This window comes from Rhodococcus sp. 05-2255-1e, from assembly GCF_002259025.1.
GTDB lineage: Bacteria > Actinomycetota > Actinomycetes > Mycobacteriales > Mycobacteriaceae > Rhodococcoides > Rhodococcoides fascians.
In genome coordinates this window covers 430,457-446,811 of record NZ_NOZE01000010.1, presented here as the reverse complement: position 1 = coordinate 446,811, position 16,355 = coordinate 430,457, and the positions used below count along the sequence as shown (strand labels likewise).

The following is a 16,355-nucleotide window of genomic DNA, read 5'->3' as shown; positions in this document are numbered from 1 at the left end:
AGCGGCAAGCGTAACCACTGCACCGACGAGTAGATGTGAACGAAGTCTGTTCGAGGCCAGAGACATGGTGCGAACGATAATGGAGACCGTGCGGTCGGAAAAGCTGACCATTCGAGGGACAGGCAGTCAGACCACAGCAAGGTGTATGGATCGCTGATCTCACGGACCGAATCGGCCCAGCCGTAGGTCGAACGAATGAATGTCGAGCGAGGGCGACTGACACCGGTGCGTTGTGAATATGGTGAGCAACGCAAGTCCGTTTGCCGACAGGAGCGTGTCAGCGTGAGTTCACCCATTCTCGTCAAGGGCCAGAATATTCCCTTACCGGACGACGCGACACAGCTGGATGTCATCGTGTCGTGGGTCGACCCGGAGCGCGACCTCGATGCATCCGCACTGTTGGTGACATCGACCGGACACGTTAGGTCGGACTCGGACTTCGTGTTCTACAACCAATCGGAGTCCGCCGACGCATCAGTGCGATATCTCGGCAGCAGTAGCACCGACGAAGGCAAACAGGAACGTCTATCGATCCATCTCGACTCTCTCCCAGCAGATATCGAGAAAGTAGTCATAGCGGGTAGCTCCGACGATGCTCCGTTGGGCGACTTCGGAAAGTTGTCGTTCCAGGTACGGGATCAAACCGGATCGGTGCTGGGGGAGTTCCTCACCTCCGACGCCACCGCCGAACGTGCGCTGGTGTTCGGGGAGGTGTATCGAAGAGCCGGTGTCTGGAAACTGCGCGCGGTCGGGCAGGGTTGGGAATCCGGGCTCGCAGGGCTCGCAACGGATTTCGGCGTGGACGTCGACGACGGCGAACCGGAAGGCGGTGCCGACGATGTGGTCGTCGTCGAGGTCGCGGATTCGCACGTACAGGCTACGGACCAGAACGGTGAGCTCGTCGATGTGTCGCTTGTCGACGTCGAACCCACCAAGCGCGGCGTGCGAACGAAGAAGCCGTCCGTGAGGAAGGCCAGTCCGCCGCAATTCACGCTTGCTGGGGGAGAGGGCTGGCAGACGGCTCGGCTGTTCTCCATTTCCGGCGTCGGGTCCGGTGAAGAGCAGGAGAAGAGGGCCACGTCGGCACTGATCGCAACGATGCAAGCGGTTCGTCCCTTCGCCCGAGCGATCTGCGCGCACGCTGGCGCACCGTCAGGTCCATTCGAGGGTTACCTCGAGGTGCAATTCGTGAAAGGCGAAGGCAAGGTCATTCCGGACGGGGTTTTCCGGGTGTCGCGTGCGGGGCAGGTATGGACGGCATTGCTCGAAGTGAAGACAGGCACAGGCAAGCTGCAGAAGGAGCAGCTCGAGAACTACCTCGATGTCGCCAAACGGCACAGATACGAAACGGTTCTCAGCCTGTCCAATGACATCCCGGCCTCTGCAGGCGAGCTTCCGGTGCAGGTCAACAAGACCAAGCTCAACAAGGTTTCCCTGCGACACATCTCGTGGTCCGAGGTAATTCACGAAGCCCGAATGTTGCTGTCGCACGGGGACCTCGCCGACTCGTTACAGGTGTGGATCCTCAGTGAGCTCGTGCGCTACCTGACGCACCCGAAATCCGGTGCGACGGAGTTCGTCGACATGGGTCGCCACTGGGTGGCGGTCCGGGATTCCGTCACCGCGGGAACCCTTCGCTCCAGTGATGTCAAAGCTCTGTCGGTTGCGAACACGTGGGCGTCGCTGTCGAGGCACCTGGCGTTGAGGATGACGGCCGATCTCGGCGTCACAGTCAAGCATCACCTTCCGAGGAAGTTCAACGGAGATCCTCAGGCACGCAACGAGTACATCGTCGACCAGCTCGTGGCCTCCGGATGCCTTACTGCCACTCTGCGCATCCCCGACGCTGCCGGAGACGTCACCGTCGAAGCCGATATGCGTACCAACAAGATTCAGTGCAGTACCGCTATCGACGCGCCGACCGACGGGACCGCGCTCAGACGAGCATCATGGCTACTGAGACAACTGAAGAACGCTCCCGCAGACATCCTGGTCGAAGCCGTGTTCGCAGACGCGAGCGAAGTATCGTGCGAGAACCTGGCAACTGTACGAGCAGACACGAAATCACTCACATCAGGCCGGACCAGCGAGCTGCAGTATTTCACGCTGACGTCCCCGACGAAGATGGGCAGCAAGCGCTCAGGGTCGGCGGCCAGCTTCATCGGTAGCGTGACCGACGGTCTCGACGCGTTCTACCGGGATGTCGTGCAGCCGCTGAAGCCGTGGACGCCTTCTGCACCGGAAGCGACCACTCACACATCTCATGAATGACTCTGCTGCTTGACTGGACCCGGGGCGCTACGCAAGGGCCAGACGGCGGGCGTTGAACGACAGCGGCGACTATCCCCGCCGACGCCAGGATTTGCCCGCACGCCAACGACATGGGAAGCGTGATCAACTCCCAACCGGTGGAACCGAATCCGACTGCCCACACGACGATTGCGACAGCGATCGCAATGGTGAGAATGTGTCCGATGGTCATCAACACGAACGCGGCGAGTCTCGATCGCCGACACAGGGTCGACAGTCCGGTCACCATGCCGATCAATGACATCGGTAGACCGACGAGTGTCGGCAGAAGAACCATGGTCTCGAAAAGTGGGCCGGTCTCGACGACTCCCGTTGTCATCAGTTGCGGTGCAACGTAGACCCAGATGAGTGTCGCGCACATCGAAGTGACGACAGATGTCGTGAAGAGTGTTCGCACGTAGAAAACTATCGTGGATTCGTTCTCGAATGTGTTGTGCTGTCTCCAAGAATTCGCTAAGAGTGTCCGCAGGGCACAGCAGCCAAACGTTCGAACAGCGATCGGTCAATGGTGCAGCTCTTCGGAGCACGCAAGTAGGCGTTGCGTCCTTGACCCGGCCCGACTTCAAACCGAGGCGCAGTCGATGGTTGGACGAACCGCTCTGGACCACTCATCAAGGTCGGACCATCGACGGCGAGGATGCCTCCGGTCATCGAGTCCACGGCCGTCACACGTTCGCCGGGTTCGAGGTGTTCGAGAACCCAGGTGGCAGTGGAAGGAGCAAGATCGGTGGACATTCTCCTCATACCTCCGTCCCGCTGCGCTGGGTGCCGCAATCCCGGTGTCGGCCGAGCATCTCACCAGGCAGCCTTCGCGGTCCACCTGTTTTCGGCTGTATCCATGATTGAGGATCCGGCGTATTGGGCATCGTGCAGATATGACAGAGAACGCAAAGCTGACAGTGGAACGCACCATCGAAGCGCCCGTGGACGCAATTTTCGACGTCCTGTCCAACCCCGAGCGGCATCAGGCACTCGACGGCTCGGGATTCGTACGCGGCGTGGACCACGCAGACCGAATTCAAAAGGTCGGCGAGAAGTTCACGATGAACATGCAGGGCGATCACATGGGTGGGGAATACCAGACCGACAATGTCGTTACCGGGTACGCCAAGGACAAGCTACTGGCATGGAAGACCGCGCCGGCCGGCAACGAGCCTCCCGGGTGGGAGTGGTTGTGGGAGCTGGAGTCTCAGGGACCCAACGAGACATTGGTGCGGCACACCTACGACTGGTCGAAGGTCACGGACAAGAAGCTTCTCCAGCAGATCGGGTTTCCCCTGGTCGCCGAGGATCAGCTGAACGACACACTTGCACGCCTCGCTGTCGAGGCAACGTCCTGATCTTTCGGGCATACGTTCAACCGTAGAACGCCGCTGCGTCGACGCTCTCGATGGGCATCCATCGAGCTGGAAAGTCCGTCGACGCAGCGGCTTCGGCGAGGTCCAGGCCACGTATAGCCAACGCCGTCGTGGGTGACTGGTCCACGATCAGACTGATCGCGTACGTTGCTGCGGTGACGTGCACGCAAGGATCAGTTCTGCTGGAACAGGTGCATGCCGTGTCGACGTCCGTGGGAACCGGTGCCAGACCCCGCGATACCAGCTCCGCGTGAAGCGCGTCGGGCAGATCTCCGCTGCCTCTGCCGTGAGTCGGATGACTGGTGACGATGCGCAGAGCCGTCCTCTTGTGAGCCGCCGAATAGCGCGGCACCGCAAATGTCGCGGTCTCGATTGTCTTTCCTGCCGAGACTACGCAGCGAATAGAACCGATCGTGTTGGTATCCACGATGACCGACTTGCTACGAGCCAGGCTCCGCGCTCGAGGAAGCATGGGATTGGGTCGGGTAGCGGTGATCGGCTCGACTCGACGCAACCATTCCTTGCCCCATGGAGTCGCACCGAACGGCGGGGGCTGGGGAGTGGATGCCATCACCGTGCCACCGAGAGCGACAACGTCTGTCTGAGTGTCGAATCATCCAGTGCGGCAAGCGCTGTCTCGTTGTTCCCCTCGGTCAACCCTGCAATTGCTTTCTTCCGGGCGTGCAGCGACGCGATGTACTCCTCCAGTGTTCCTTCGGTGGTGAGTGCCATGACTGTCACAGGCGAGGTCTGTCCGATTCGATGTACCCGGTCGGTTGCCTGCGATTCCACCGCCGGATTCCACCACCGGTCGTAATGGATGACGGTGCTGGCACGGGTGAGGTTCAACCCATAGCCGGCCGCTTTGAGGCTCAGCACCATCACGGGACAGCTACCGCCCTGAAACTCGTCCACCATTCTCTCGCGCTGGTCCACGTCGAGTCCGCCGTGGAAGAACGGTATGGCGGCTCCAGTGACACGCGCGAGATGGTCGGCGAGAAACTCGCCGGTCTTGCGGTACTGGGTGAAAACCAATGCGGTCTGCGACGATTCGCCGAGCTCCTCGATGATGTCGGTGAGCCTGTCGAGTTTCCCGGAACGGTCGGGCGACGAAGACATGTTGCCGTTCACGAGACCCGGGTGGTTGCAGATCAGTTTCAGAGAGGTCAGCAACGCGAGCACCGCAGTCCCTCGGCGTTGTGTAGAACCGAAACCGGTGTCGAAGGCAGCCTCGACCGTCGAGTTGTACAGCATCGCTTGCTCGTTCGTGATCGGGCACAGTACGTCTATCTGCTGTTTGGGTGGAAGGTCGGTCGCCACTTCGTCTTTCGTCCGTCGGAGGACGACCGGAGCTATGGAATGGGACAAGTGCGCAAGCGCAGCCGCCGAACCCGCGTTCTCGATGGGTGCGGAAAATCGCCGAGTGAAGCGTGCTCTGGTCCCGAGCAGACCCGGGTTGGTCAGGTCGATCAGGGCCCAGAGCTCGTCCATGCGGTTCTCGACCGGGGTGCCGGTCAGTGCGATGCGAGTTGTCGAGCTCAGTCGTCGCGCAGCACGGGAAACCTGCGTGCGCGAGTTCTTCATGACGTGCGCTTCGTCGAAGAAGACCGTGTTCCAACTGATCTCGGCCAGACGGTCGGTGTCGGAGCGCAATGTCGGATATCCGGTCACGGTCACGCAGCCGACCTCGCCACATCCACCGAGCGAGCGGTTCGGTCCTCGGTAGACATTGACCGTCAGGTCGCCGGCGGAGAACTTCTCGATCTCGCGTCGCCAATTACTGATCAGGGATGTCGGGCACACCACCAGAAAATTGCCTTCACCGCGCGAGGCTCCCACAATCATGTGGGAAATGGCCTGCAGAGTCTTGCCCAACCCCATCTCGTCGGCGAGAATTCCTCCACCCCCGGCTTCTCCGACGGTCGGAATCCAGGATGCACCGTGCACCTGATACGGCCGCGGGGTGAAGGTGGACGCACTGTTGCCGAGACTGTCCTGCATGAGCAGGCTGGTGCGTAGGGCGTCGACGGCACCGTGCGCGGTCGACACGCTGGATCCACCCGTGTTGGGTACCGCGTACGCCGCCGGGGGGAGTGATTCCAGCAGCGATGCAGGAATCTCGGCGCAGTGGGGCCGCTGCTCCAGATGGTGCAGAACCGCCAGCCACCCCCGGGCCGACGCGCTTTCCGGGAGGTCTGCCGACCTTGCCAGTGCCGATTCGAGGTCGACGCGACGCGGCTCGACGAGCTGCGCTTCGACGGTCCGAACGGTCACGGTGCCGCCCGTATCGGGTAGCGCAAGGTCGATCGGCGTCGTCGCTGTGGTAGCCGTCCTTGTGGAATCAGGTTGCCAGACAGCGAAACAGTGCCGACGGGGCAGGTAGGTGACCTGCGGAGCGAGGCCCGTATCGGTCGTCGAAAGCATGCAACCTCCAGCCGAGTGAACGCTTCGGTCGACCCGAAGCTGCCCACACGGTACGTGCCCGAACGGGATTTCGCCGCATTCAACAGTGCTTGACAATTCCGAAAAATGCTGTCCTACAGCGCTATCGAGCAGCACGCAGCGACGCGGAACCGATCAGGATTGCTCGCGCGAACACCACCACGTGGTGCGGCCGCCCACCGTTCCGCGAGTCATCGGAGCACCGCAGCGTGGGCACGCCGCGTCCGCCTTGCGGAACGGGATGATCTCACCGGTGTGCACGCCACCCTTCTTGATCGCCGACCTGATGGCGCGACGCAGAACAACGCGGAGCTCGTCGAGTTCCTCGGTGGTGAGAGTCTTTGCCCGTCTGGACGGAGATTGCTCGCTCTGCCACAGCACCTCGTCGGCCAACAGATTGCCGACGCCTGCGATTGCTGCTTGGTCCAGCAAACGTGCTTTCAGAGGTGCTCCGCTGGAACCGATTCGGTGCCGGAAGTCGTCGCGCGTGATCTCCGCAGCATCGGGCCCCAACGCATCGATATCGGGTTCGAGGCGCACTCGGCCGAGCCGGCGCTTGTCGAAGAGCCGGAGCTGACCCCCGTCTTCGAACGTCATGGCAAAGCGCGTCCACTCGGGCTTGTCGGTGTCGCGCTCGCCCACGTGCGGATCGCCGCCTCCGTACTGCGACGTGCGATCGCCGTCGGGAGCGGTGACAATGACGCGGCCGCCCATTCCGAGATGGATTCCCAGCGTCGGACCGCTGGACCCGTCGGCGGTGACGGTTTCGCACCACATCGCCTTGCCACGTCGACATGCCTCGGTGAGCTTGCCGCCCTTCAGGGCGTGAGCGATATCGCCCGGCATGTGTGGACGGCACTCGAACGAGTCGGTGTCATCGATATCGACGATGACGCGTCCGAGGGCTTTCTCGACGACCTGTCGAGCGTTTTCGACTTCGGGGAGTTCGGGCATGGAGCGGGTGTACCCAATTCGCCGGCTCTATGCGCGAGCCTGTGTCGTCAGGCGCGCTTCCTACCGGTGGCGAACTGTCTGAAGCCGATGAGGTTGCCGAACGGATCGAGAACTTGGCACAGACGTTCACCGGTGAACACCGATTTCGGCCCTCGATGCACGACGCCTCCGCGATCGACGCAGCCGGCAACTACTGCGTCCACGTCGTCGACGTTCCAGTACGAGACCGACCCTGCGGTCCCCGCGGGGCGGTTGTACGAATCGGTGACGTGGACGGTGAGTCGCGTACCGGAGACGTCGAACGCGGCGAGTTGCTCGTGTACGTCGACGGGGTCGGTGCCCAGCAGCGTTCGGTACCAGTCGACGGCGGCGGCGAGGTCGTCTGCGAAATAGAAGACGTTCCCCACGCCCGAGAGTGCGTTGTCCATCATTTTCCGTTCGGGTTCGTTCGCGCAGACAGCGCGATGTCGTGGGTTTCGGTTCGGGTAGTGCCGTCGACGGTGTGGGTCAGGGCTTTCTGCACCACGTCGTGGTCGGAGCCGGTCCACCTTTCTTCTCGCTGACGTCGATACTGGCTCCACGACGGCACAGTGAACTGCTCGACCACGGTGTCCTCGACGTCCAGACTCCGGTACAGGTTCCAGGCGTACGCCCCCGTTCGCTTCCGCGCGATCCCGACCGGAGCCATCGACGTCAGAAATTGCTCCAGAGCGTCGTCGACCACACGGTACGTAACGGTGATCCGCACCGGCCCGTCGTCCGGATCGGGTTCGAACATCACGGTCGGGGTCGGCCACGCCATGGACACCGCACGGTCAAGCACGCCGGTCTCGGGTCGCAGGGGGAGGACTGCGACACTCGCAGCGACGAATGCCAAGGCGGCTACCGCGACCGCGAGTGCGTCGACGATGCCGATCTTCGACGCCAACCATCCCCACACGAGCGAGCCGATGGCCTGAGAACCCATGAAGACCAGGAGGTAGACCGACATCCCGCGCGCTCGAACCCAGGTGGCGAGCGAAAGCTGGATAGACGCATTCAGTGCGGTCAACGTCGTGATCCAGGCAATGCCGGACAACAACAGCGCCGGGACCACCGCCCACAGCGGAAGCCACGCGAGCGCTGCCATTCCCACGCCGTACCCGACAGCAGAGCCGACGAGCAAGGTGTTTGCGCTGCAACGCTTTCGGAGCATCGGCGTCGCGGCAACGCCGATCACGGCTCCGACCCCGAGTACGCCCAACAACACGCCGTATCCCACCGAGTCCAGTTTCAGTACCGACGACGAAGCCGATGGCAGTAGCGCCCACAATGCAGAGGCGGGGAAGGCGAACAACGCCGAGCGCAGAATGATTCGTCGAACGATCGGGCCGGATCGGATGTAGCGGACCCCGGACAGGATCGACTCGGCAAGGCCTTCTCGATCCGTTTGTGGATGTTTCGGGCGCTTCCATGCGATCAGCACGCTCAACGTTGCGAGAAAGGAGGCGGCGTTGATGGCGAACACGAAGGTCGGCCCGGCCAATGCCACCAGTACACCGGCAAGCGCCGGTCCGACGGCCCGCGCCCCGTTGACGGTCACGCTGCCCAGCGCCGAGGCGGCCGGGATTTCTTCACGGCTCACCAGCTCGGGCTGAATGGCCTGCCAGGCGGGAGCGGACAGTGATGTCCAGCAACCCAATACGAATGTGCAGGCGAGCAATCCCCACGGAGACAAGGTGGCGGTCCATGCCAGTGCGGTCAACACAATTCCGGTCAGCATCGAACCGGCACCGACCGCGATGAGCAGAACGCGGCGATCGAGCGCGTCGGCGAGCGCGCCTGCCAGCAGGGCCAGCAACAGGGTGGGTAACAGACTTGCTGTCTGCACGGCGGCGATGATGGTGGTCGACGCCTCACGTTCGACGAGGAACCACTGCGCACCGACGGTCTGCATCCAGCCGCCGATGTTCGAGACCAGTTGTGCGATGAAGAGGCTGCGGTAGACGGTATTCCGGAGCGGTGACCACGCGGACGGTGCTGCCGGCGTGGTGTCGGTGGTGCTCACGCCAGTCCCGCCGACCATTGCGCGAATGTCTGCCATTCGACCTCGGGATAACGGGTGCGCAAGCCGTCGATGTCCGCGTCGTATCCGATGTCGGTCAAGAATTGGAACATCGCTCTCATGTCCTCGGAACCTATGTCCCGTGCCCGGCTCGAAGACGGCTGCACCGAGGTTCCGAGAACGTCGCCGAGAGTGTTCGCCATGGTCTCCAACGTCGGATCGTCCGACGCGAGATCGATTCGCATCTCGCGAAAGTGCGCGGGTTCGGTCAACACGAGGGTGACGAACCGCCCCAGATCCCGCCGCGACAGCTGCTGCAGTGGAGTGTGGAGCGGCAAGGGCAGATCGAGGCGGCCGGCCCTGACGTCGTCCAGTCCGCCGAGAAGGTTGTCGTAGAAGTAGGTGGGGCCGACGATCGTGTACGACAGCCCAGCTCGACGCAGAAGTGCCTCGGTTTCGGCCTTCGTCTCGAAATGCGGTATGCCGGTGCGGCGGTCAGCGCTCGCAACCGAGGAGAACACCACGTGCGGAACCTCCGCGGCGATCGCCGCATCGACGAGGGCTGCGCCCTGAGCCAATTCGGCCGCGGGACCGTCCTCGAACGGCGTCGTCATCACGAACGCACCGGCACTGTCTCTCAATGCAGCCGCGGACGATTCCCGATCGGTGATGTCCGCGACGACGATCTCGGCACCTCGCTCACGTAGCCGATCCGCGCGGGCCGAATGACGCCGCACCACTGCGCGCACCGGTAGCCCCTGCGCCAGCAGGGCATCCACCACCGCGCCGCCCTGCCCTCCGGTTGCTCCGACGACTGCGTACGGTCTGATCATCGTGTTGTCACCTTTGTTCCGGAGGGCGAGAGCGGGGCTGCTACTGGGCGATGAAGGCGAGAATGTCTGCGTCCAAAGCCTTCTGGTAGTCGCCGTAGATTCCGTGCGGTGCACCGGGGTAGACCTTGAGGGTGCCGTGCTGGACGAGTTCTGCGGTTTTCAGTGCCGCCGCGGCGATCGGCACGATCTGGTCGTCGTCACCGTGGGCGATGAAGATCGGGACGGTCAGCGCTTTGAGATCCTCGGTGAAGTCGGTCTCGGAGAACGCCTTCACGCAGTCGTATGCAGCAGTCAGATTGACCAGCATCCCCTGTCGCCAGAAGTCGTCCTTGGCGCCCTGGGAGATGGCGGAGCCCTCACGGTTGGCACCGAAGAACGGCTCGGACAAGTCCTTGTAGAACTGCGATCGATCGTAGAGAACGCCGTTGCGGATGTCGTCGAGTGCTTCGATCGGCGTGCCCTCGGGGTTGGCCTCGGACTTCAGCATGACCGGGGGAACGGCACCGGCAGTGATCACCCGAGCGACGCGGCTGCCACCGTGCTGCGCGGCGTACCGCACGACCTCGCCGCCACCGGTCGAGTGTCCGATGAGGGTGAGTTCCTGCAAGTCGAGGGCCTCGACCAGTTCGGCCAGATCCTTGGCGTAGGTGTCCATGTCGTGGCCGACGGCAGTCTGCGAGGACCGGCCGTGGCCGCGGCGATCGTGTGCGATGGCGCGGTAGCCGGCGTCTGCGAGAACCTTCAGTTCGAGCTGCCAGGCATCCGAGGACAGTGGCCAGCCGTGACTGAGCAGAACTGGCTTTCCGGTGCCCTGCTCGGTGTAGTAGATCTCGGTTCCGTCGGTGGTGGTGATGTACGGCATGGCCTGCTCCCTGGTTCGGTTCGATTGGGTACCGACAACATTCGTCCGTTCCCGGGTCGAAAGCGTCGCCGCTGCCATCCAACGCGGGGGAGGAGATTCCGGTGGCGCCGCTACCTGCTAGCCGGTAGACAGACCGATGTGGACCGACAGTGTCGTGCCACCCCCGGGTGGGCTGGCGATGGTCAGTTCGCCGCCAACTGCGGCCACCCGATCCTGTAATCCGATCAAACCCGACCCTGTGCTCGGATCGGCACCTCCGCGGCCGTTGTCGGTCACGGTCAGTTCCAAGCTGTCCTCGGTCAGGTGCGCGGTGATGTCGACTTCGGTGGCCTCGGCATATTTGGCCGTGTTCGTCAGAGCCTCGGCGACCACGTAGTACGCAGCCACTTCCACCGATTCGTCCATCCGGGAGGAAATGTCGGCGGTGAGGGCAACGGGAATCGGACTGCGTCTGGCCAACGTCTTGAGTGCCGGTGCGAGTCCTCCGCGCGAGAGGATTGCGGGATGGATGCCGCGACTGAGTTCGCGGAGGTCGGTGTGCACCTGCGACAGCGTCTCGACGCTGCGGTCCAACATCGCGCGGAGCTCGGTCAGGTTCTCCGGGGCAGCGGCTTGGGCGCCGCGCAATTCCATTCCGAGAGAGACGATTCGCTGTTGGGCACCGTCGTGCAGGTCACGCTCGATACCTCGGCGGGCTTGGTCGGCTGCGGCGACCACGCGGGACCGGGACCGCGTCAGCTGAACTCGTGTGTCGTGGTTGTAGACCGCAGTGGCAACGAGGTCGGCGAAGTCGGCCAGTCGATCTCGGGTCTCACCGCCGGCCGCATACTGCGTAGCTGTCGTGCCGATGATGACGGCACCCCAGGTATTGCCGTCGACAGTGATCGGTACACCTTCGACCCAGCGAATACCCCTGCCCTCCAGTCGCTCAGCGATACCGCCGGTCGCTTCGGTGAAGTCGACGGCAGCGGCGCGGCCGGTGTCGGCGACGATCGTGGCCACGTTCTGCCCACCGATCGGCAGTCGGTCACCGGCTTGCACGCGCTCACCGGCGGAGTCGTCGCGGATCGCCAGAATCGTGTAAAACCCGTCGCCGTAGCGGATCACAGAAACATGTTCGTTGTGCAACCCGACGGTGAGTTCGTGTGCGACTGCGAGGTACACGTCATCCGGATCGGCCCGCAGCGCCACCAGTGTTGCGACCTTCCGAAGTGACGCTTGCTGGCGTGCCAGCGCGACGGTATGGAGGTGCATGTCGTGACGGTCGCGGGCGGCGGCAAGAAGAGCCTCCAACGAAGGCACGACACGGCGGATACGGCGGGCATCGACGCTATCGAGATCGGCGGGAACCAGCAGCGACGCGGTGACGACGTCCCCGTCCCGAAGCAGGATTTTCTCCTGCCCCACGGACGCGTCGGCATTCCCTTGCTTCAACACCGCGAAGGGCAGGTCGAGGACCGCAGCCAGGCGGGTGCTGGCAACATCGAGCATCGTCGGGGTGTGGTCCGAGCGCAAGATGGTCTTGGCGAACGCCGCCAACATATCTGCTTCTCGTCGACGTTGATCGGATTCGGTTGCGCGCAAACGTGATTGGCCAACCAGCACGTTGGTCAGAAGCGCCAGTGCCAGAAACACGATCAGTGCAGGGACGAGGCTCTCACTGCTTTCGAGTACATGGATGTAGGCGTACGCGCCGGCACTGGCGACCGATGTCGCGATCGACAGACGAAAGCCCCACCCCGCAGACACGATCAGCACTCCGAACAGGAATATCGCACCGAAAGCATTCTCGGGAGACACCCGTTTGAGCGTCAGCACAACGAGTATCTCGACGGCGATGGCGGCTGCGGCCACTGCGATTCCGCAGGCGACCGGCGGCGCACTCGGCCGGAGTATCACAGTGACGAGCCGGTCGCGGAGGGCGGTGTCCGACGTCATCGGCACATCCGACTGCTCGAATTACCGCTAGCGGTAATGCCGACCCGAGCCGTCTCTGACATTCTCGACAGAGTGATGCCCTCCCGCCTGCAGTGCCTGATCGTCGACGACAGCGACGCTTTCTGTGTCGCTGCACGCCGACTGTTGGAATCGGCAGGGATGTCGGTGGTCGGCACGGCGACCTCACTCGCCTCGGCGATCGATGCAGTGCTGTCCACCCACCCCGATCTCGTGCTGGTCGATATCGACTTGGGTGCCGACAGTGGGTTCGACGTGGTCGAAGCGATCGACGCCCAGGATCTGACGCCTCCGCCTGCCGTCATTCTCGTGTCGACACACGACGAGGAGGACTTCGCAGACCTGGTGAACAACAGTTCTGCCCTGGGTTTCCTGTCGAAATTCGAGCTGTCGGCGAACGCGATCGAAGCCCTGCTGGGCACCTGACGGCGGGTCACCCGATGGTGTCCAGATACAGGATCACCGCTCGCACACGACGGTGATCGTCGGCCGTTTCCGACAGGTCCAACTTGGTCAGGATGCTTCGGACGTGCTTCTCGACGGTTCCTTCGGTGATCCACAGCCGTCTGCCTATGCCCGCGTTGGAGAGCCCTTCGGCCATCAAGGTCAAGACGTCCCGTTCGCGAGAACTCAACGCGCCGAGGGGATCACCTCGGCGCTTGGCCGCAACCAGTTCGTAGACAAGCGCAGGATCGATGACCGACGATCCTGCCGCGATCCGATCTATCGTCGAGACGAAGTCGGCGATGTCGGTCACACGGCTCTTGAGCAGGTAACCCATACCCTTGGCGGTGTTGTTCGCGCTGTCGAGCAGTTCGAGTGCGTGATCCACTTCGACGTGAGCAGACAGGAGCAGCAGGGAGACGTCGGGGAAACGGTCGCGGATCTTCACAGCCGCGTCGAGCCCCTCGGCGGTGTAGGTCGGCGGCATCCTGATGTCGATGATCGCCAGGTCCGGTGGATCTTTCTCGAGCAACGCCAGTAACTCCTCGGCGTCACCGGCCCGGCCCACGACATCGAGGCCCGCCTGGGTGAGCAGACTGGCCAGGCCTTCTCGCAGCAACACGTCGTCATCGGCGATGACTACTCGTATCTGGGACATCACGCTCCTCGAACCCGTCGGGTTCGAAGTATCGGCTGCGGCGTCGTGAGCTGTCATCAGTCATTCGACTCTATTGCGCGCTTCGAGTGTCGACTCGGTTTCGCGATTCTTCAGTCGCTCGATCGGTCGTCGTGGATTCCACGGTTCGGACTCGGCCCGGGGGAGAGGCCGTTCTCACGGGTTGCCTCGAAAAACAACTGCAGGAAGGACGACGACGCATCCCCGGGCTGGGCGGCGCGAGCCTGACGGGGTTCATCCGATGACCTCGACATCGCCATTCCGTCCCTTCCGTCCCTTACCCGCAGAACGGGTGTCGCTTCCTCCCCAAATAGTCTCAGATTCTGAACAGTCAAACAACTGAGAGTTCTCGGGGTGGAGTCGGAAGGCGGGGGGTGAGGAAGTCGACGTGCCGGCTTACATACCGGCGGCCGTGGGAGGTTCGATCAGCATCCTCTTGATCACTTTGCCGGTCGCGGTTCGGGGGAGTTCTTCGAGGAACGTGATGTCTCGCGGCACCGAGAACCGGCTCAGTCGATTTCGGATGTAGGCCCGCACCATATCTGCGTCGAGGCCTGCAGCACCCCGACCGACGACGAACGCCGCGAGGCGCTGACCGTACTCGTTGTCGGGTACGCCGACCACCGCTACCTCGCCGACCTGAGGAAGGTTGGCGATGGCGTCCTCCACCGGCCCGGGAAACACGTTCTCGCCGCCGGAGATGATCATCTCGTCGTCCCGCCCGCACACGAAGAGCCGCCCGTTGCAATCGATGTACCCGAGGTCGCCGGTATCCATGAGTGCTGCACCGCGAGCCGAAGCAGTCGACGGAGGCTCGGCGTTCGTGTAGCCGTCGAAGAGCATGTCGTTACCTACGAATATCCGGCCCAGAGTGCCGGTCGGAACCACTGCGCCGTCGGCGTCGAGTACGGCGATGGTCGTGCCGAGCGGCGGCCGACCCGCGGTAGTGGGAGCTGCACGCAGATCCTGCGGTGTGGCGATGGTCGCCCACGAGACCTCGGTGGAACCGTAGAAATTGTACAGAACATCTCCGAAGGCATCCATGAACCGCGAGACCGTCGACCCCGTCAACGCCGAACCGCTGCACGCGACGACTTTCAAGCTGGACGTGTCGTAGCGTGATCGCACCGACTCGGGTAGATCGAGTATGCGCTGCAACATGATCGGGACGGCGATCAGCGACGTGCACCGATGAGTCTGGATTGCCCGCAAGCACTCTTCCGGATCGAATCGATCCTGCAGAACCACGGTTGCCCGCAGCGGTGTACTGATCTGCAACGCCGCCAGCCCCCAACTGTGGAACATCGGCGCAGCGATCAGCATGCGCTCGTTCATACGAAGTGGCATGCGGGACAACATGGCCGCGACGGTCCCGAAGCCGCGTGGGGTCGGGCGAAGTGCACCTTTGGGAGACCCGCTGGTGCCCGAGGTCAGCACGACAACGGATCCGGGCCGTTGCGGTCTGTCGAACGTGGCGGACGGAGCCGCGACGAAATGCTCCAGGGTGCGACGGCCCGCGACGACGGTATGAGCCGACAAGCTGACGCGGAGGACGTCGTTGGGGAGGTAGCGAACCATCTTGTCGAATTCGTCGTCGACGAACAGCGCTTGCAACTGGTGACGACTCGAGATGGTCTCGATCTGGCGGGCCGCGAGGCCGGTGTTGAGAAGGACGACCTCGACACCGAGCATGCCGCAGGCGACGACGCATTCGATCATGGCAGTGTGATTGCGGGCCAGAACTCCTACCGTGCTTCCCGGGCGAATTCCGGATGCGGCGAACCCTGCTGCTATCCGATGCGATCGCAGGTGGATCTCTGCGAACGTGCGAGTACCGCGATCGTCGATCACGGCAATTTCGTCCGGTGACTTGGCGGCGGCGGCCGCGAAGCCACCGCCGAGGGTGAAGCCCCATTTCGCCAGCGAGTTCAGCTGCCGGTATGCGCGATCAGGGCGCGCGGCACGAACGACGCCGGTACCGATCATCGTTTTGAGGACCGCAAGCTGTAGCGACCGGGAATCGCCGGCGTTCGACACGATCGATGTCGTTGCGCCGGAGAGGGACTCGGCCAACCTGTTCAGGCCACCCATGACCCAGTCGACCACTGCCCGATTGTGTTCGGGTTGCGGCGAGTAGGTTCCGGCCAGGCCGGCTCTGAAGATCGTCACATCGATTTTGGTCTCGCTCGGTGAACGCGCGCTGAGGGTGAATCTGATGAAACCGCCGGATTCGACGTGCTCGACGGTGATGATCGGCCGGTTACGTCTGTTCACCACGACTTCGAGTGCGTGTTCGACCCCACCGACGCCGCACGTGTAGCGGTTCGCCGACTCGCTGAGAAGGCAGTACCCGAGCCCGGGGAAATATCGCGGGTACAGTTCGACCGCACTGAGCACCCCGCACACTTGCTCGACGTCGTGTGCGAAGACTGTGCTGCAGTCGATGACGTCGGAAACCATGGTCCACCCCTGTGCC

The 16,355-nt window shown here is 63.0% G+C and carries 13 protein-coding genes; 3 read left to right on the top strand and 10 right to left on the bottom strand.

Annotation, left to right across the window (positions count from 1 at the left end; translation table 11 throughout):
* The first annotated feature begins 282 nt into the window (after nt 1–282).
* On the top strand, nt 283–2,271 hold the full coding sequence (locus CH262_RS09935; protein ID WP_094717507.1) for a TerD family protein: 1,989 nt from the start codon (nt 283–285) through the stop codon (nt 2,269–2,271).
* Nucleotides 2,272–3,185: 914 nt separating this feature from the next.
* Nucleotides 3,186–3,650: an SRPBCC family protein gene (locus CH262_RS09920; protein WP_094717506.1), complete on the top strand. Its 465-nt coding sequence runs from the start codon at nt 3,186–3,188 to the stop codon at nt 3,648–3,650.
* Nucleotides 3,651–3,666: 16 nt separating this feature from the next.
* Here CH262_RS09920 and CH262_RS09915 read toward each other — a convergent pair whose 3' ends face one another.
* The 8 genes from CH262_RS09915 to CH262_RS09880 form a co-directional block, all read right to left on the bottom strand.
* Nucleotides 3,667–4,239, bottom strand: a complete 573-nt coding sequence (locus CH262_RS09915) for a hypothetical protein (protein ID WP_143547090.1) — start codon at nt 4,237–4,239, stop codon at nt 3,667–3,669.
* Nucleotides 4,239–6,092 carry a DEAD/DEAH box helicase gene (locus tag CH262_RS09910; RefSeq protein ID WP_094717504.1) on the bottom strand — a complete coding sequence of 618 codons (1,854 nt, stop codon included), beginning with the start codon at nt 6,090–6,092 and terminating at the stop codon, nt 4,239–4,241. The genes CH262_RS09915 and CH262_RS09910 overlap by 1 nt, the downstream gene beginning before the upstream one ends.
* Before the next feature lie 153 nt (nt 6,093–6,245).
* On the bottom strand, nt 6,246–7,064 hold the full coding sequence (locus CH262_RS09905) for an Fpg/Nei family DNA glycosylase (protein ID WP_027497198.1): 819 nt from the start codon (nt 7,062–7,064) through the stop codon (nt 6,246–6,248).
* Between the two features lie 47 nt (nt 7,065–7,111).
* Nucleotides 7,112–7,492 carry a VOC family protein gene (locus tag CH262_RS09900; protein ID WP_048320311.1) on the bottom strand — a complete coding sequence of 127 codons (381 nt, stop codon included), beginning with the start codon at nt 7,490–7,492 and terminating at the stop codon, nt 7,112–7,114.
* Nucleotides 7,492–9,111 carry an MFS transporter gene (locus CH262_RS09895; RefSeq protein WP_306436777.1) on the bottom strand — a complete coding sequence of 540 codons (1,620 nt, stop codon included), beginning with the start codon at nt 9,109–9,111 and terminating at the stop codon, nt 7,492–7,494. The genes CH262_RS09900 and CH262_RS09895 overlap by 1 nt, the downstream gene beginning before the upstream one ends.
* Nucleotides 9,108–9,941 carry an NmrA family NAD(P)-binding protein gene (locus CH262_RS09890; RefSeq protein WP_094717502.1) on the bottom strand — a complete coding sequence of 278 codons (834 nt, stop codon included), beginning with the start codon at nt 9,939–9,941 and terminating at the stop codon, nt 9,108–9,110. The genes CH262_RS09895 and CH262_RS09890 overlap by 4 nt, the downstream gene beginning before the upstream one ends.
* Nucleotides 9,942–9,981: 40 nt before the next feature.
* On the bottom strand, nt 9,982–10,803 hold the full coding sequence (locus CH262_RS09885) for an alpha/beta fold hydrolase (RefSeq protein WP_094717501.1): 822 nt from the start codon (nt 10,801–10,803) through the stop codon (nt 9,982–9,984).
* A 117-nt stretch (nt 10,804–10,920) separates the two neighbouring features.
* Nucleotides 10,921–12,741, bottom strand: coding sequence for a sensor histidine kinase (locus CH262_RS09880; RefSeq protein WP_094717500.1), 1,821 nt, complete (start codon nt 12,739–12,741; stop codon nt 10,921–10,923).
* 75 nt (nt 12,742–12,816) lie between these two features.
* Between CH262_RS09880 and CH262_RS09875 the strand changes: the two genes are divergently transcribed.
* Nucleotides 12,817–13,185 carry a LytR/AlgR family response regulator transcription factor gene (locus tag CH262_RS09875; RefSeq protein WP_230073651.1) on the top strand — a complete coding sequence of 123 codons (369 nt, stop codon included), beginning with the start codon at nt 12,817–12,819 and terminating at the stop codon, nt 13,183–13,185.
* Nucleotides 13,186–13,192: 7 nt separating this feature from the next.
* On the opposite strand, the gene CH262_RS09870 is transcribed toward CH262_RS09875, so the two are convergent.
* Both CH262_RS09870 and CH262_RS09865 read right to left on the bottom strand, forming a co-directional pair.
* A complete protein-coding gene (locus tag CH262_RS09870) occupies nt 13,193–13,861 on the bottom strand; it encodes a response regulator (protein ID WP_032387389.1) in 669 nt (222 codons plus the stop codon).
* A gap of 414 nt (nt 13,862–14,275) precedes the next feature.
* Nucleotides 14,276–16,339 carry an AMP-binding protein gene (locus CH262_RS09865; protein WP_032387390.1) on the bottom strand — a complete coding sequence of 688 codons (2,064 nt, stop codon included), beginning with the start codon at nt 16,337–16,339 and terminating at the stop codon, nt 14,276–14,278.
* Between the last annotated feature and the right edge of the window lie 16 nt (nt 16,340–16,355).